Origin of the sequence: Flavobacterium rakeshii, from assembly GCF_009741375.1 — a bacterium.
Taxonomy (GTDB): Bacteria; Bacteroidota; Bacteroidia; order Flavobacteriales; family Flavobacteriaceae; genus Flavobacterium; species Flavobacterium rakeshii.
On record NZ_WOWP01000027.1, the window covers coordinates 1 to 1,862 of the forward strand.

At 28.7% G+C, this 1,862-nt stretch carries 4 protein-coding genes; all 4 read right to left on the minus strand.

From position 1 onward, the window contains the following. Positions 1-64: 64 nt before the first annotated feature. The gene (locus GN157_RS08980; RefSeq protein WP_157483087.1) at positions 65-331 is read right to left on the minus strand and encodes a hypothetical protein; all 267 of its coding nucleotides are present in this window, start codon (positions 329-331) and stop codon (positions 65-67) included. A 153-nt stretch (positions 332-484) separates the two neighbouring features. Then, entirely contained in the window at positions 485-817 is a 333-nt protein-coding gene (locus GN157_RS08985; RefSeq protein ID WP_157483088.1) for a hypothetical protein, read from the minus strand. Between the two features lie 45 nt (positions 818-862). Beyond that, positions 863-1,216, minus strand: coding sequence for an immunity 22 family protein (locus GN157_RS08990; protein ID WP_157483089.1), 354 nt, complete (start codon positions 1,214-1,216; stop codon positions 863-865). 453 nt (positions 1,217-1,669) lie between these two features. Beyond that, positions 1,670-1,862: hypothetical protein (locus tag GN157_RS08995; protein ID WP_231749103.1), on the minus strand; the 193-nt coding region annotated here is incomplete at its 5' end.

A 1,862-nucleotide genomic window follows, 5' to 3' on the forward strand; every position in this document is an offset into this window, starting at 1 on the left:
TTTACTATTTCTACTGCTTTTTCTGGTGGTATCATTATTTCATTTTTAATATTGATATATCTAATCAGGTGAGATCAAGATATCCCGATGATGATATTCCATATAGTAAAGTACCATCTTCTGCATTAACTGTTATAAATACATGAGCGTCTCCATAATAACCTTCATAATCATAACATACCGTATAAATTGTTAATTCCTTACCCTCCATAGCGCCATAAGGTATCTCTCTTTTTTGTGTCATCACTTTTTCTGACACTCGAATATAGTTTATTTTATTCCTGTCAAGATAATCTTTTACTATTTCTATTGCTTTTTCTGGTGGTATCATTATTTCAAAACCGTTATTTAGTGTGATTTATTACTTTTAAAGTATTAGTTACATTAACTCAAAAAAACGCAGTTTTAACTGCGTTTTTTTGTTTAAGTATATTCATTCCTCTTTTACTTAAACAAAATATTCTTTTTCAGTTTAAATTAAAAATCAAAGAAATGTCGGACTAATAAAAGATACTTTTTTTGCAGATCCATTTGAATCATATTTAATTAACTCATAACCATGCTCGGTTATTATATATAATGGTTTTAAGGTTTCTGCATTTATTATAATATGTCTTAGATCATCGACAGCTAATCTGGGATCATAAGTCATGAAAAAAGATATTATAAAAACATTAAGTATTTCACCAGTATAAATTTTTTCATTTTCATTATAAACAGGCCTCATAAAGTCCAAAGCTTCCTGACTTTTATCATAGTCATACTTTAATTCATCAAGAACTTTTAATGTGTTTTGTAATACTTCTTTTTCTTTCATATTAAATTTTTCAACATTAGTCCTGTTAACTTTACTGAATAAAAATTATCTGTAATTAAATGTTCCCAAAAAATTAAAATTGTCAGTGTTTTTAACCTCTGCTGTGAAGTTAAAATTGTATAATAAAATAAAACTATTTAAAACTGAAAAATCCTGAGCAGGGATATTGATGAAAAAATTTTCTATATACGAAAAGTCTTTAAATATATCCGATTTAACCCCCGAGATATTAAATAATGCCTCCTGAAATTGTTCATCATAATATTCGATATCAAAATCAGACATGAAATCTGAAACCATATCTCCATCATCGTTATAATCAACTTTAATGTAGTTTTTAAACTGCTCTTGGTTATTGAGCCAACCAACCCATACAGAGACTTTATTTTCTTCTTCCATAAATAAAAACTTTTGGTAAATACTACTTCTCCCTCTAATTTGTGATTTGTTTAATTTACTAATTCTGCCCCCTTAGTTTAAAACTTTCTCAAAGCCTTCCTCCATATCTTTTAATCCAACAAGAAATACTGTAAAGGTGTATCTCACATTGTATTTCTCTTATTAGTGTAAATTACCACACATTCTTTTACCCTAACAATATCGACACTTACTTTATTAACGTACTGCACAACACAACTAAATATAAACAAAAAACCCGCTTATTTACATAAGCGGGTTTTGTAGCCTCTAGTGAAATAAATTCCAACTTTTTAGTAGAGGATTTACACAGCATCACATTAATTAATTCTAATAATTGAGAAAAGGTGTTCAGCATTAGCCCCTTAACTCTACTGAATAAAAAACCTGCTTGGTTTAAGCAGGTTTTTTTATTTTTAAAATTGATATATCTAATCAGGTGAGATCAAGAAATCCGGATGATGATATTCCATATAGTAAAGCACCATCTTCTGCATTTACTGTTATAAATACATGAGCGTCTCCATCATAATCTTCATAATCATAACATACCGTATGAATTGTTAATTCCTTACCCTCCATGGCACCATAAGGTATCTCTGTTTTTTGTGTTCTCACGTTTTCTACT

Bases quoted from the DNA above. Each gene is read 5' to 3' on its own strand.
- GN157_RS08980 (WP_157483087.1), bottom strand. From the start codon at position 331: ATGATACCACCAGAAAAAGCAATAGAAATAGTAAAAGATTATCTTGAC.
- GN157_RS08985 (WP_157483088.1), bottom strand. From the start codon at position 817: ATGAAAGAAAAAGAAGTATTACAAAACACATTAAAAGTTCTTGATGAA.
- GN157_RS08990 (WP_157483089.1), bottom strand. From the start codon at position 1,216: ATGGAAGAAGAAAATAAAGTCTCTGTATGGGTTGGTTGGCTCAATAAC.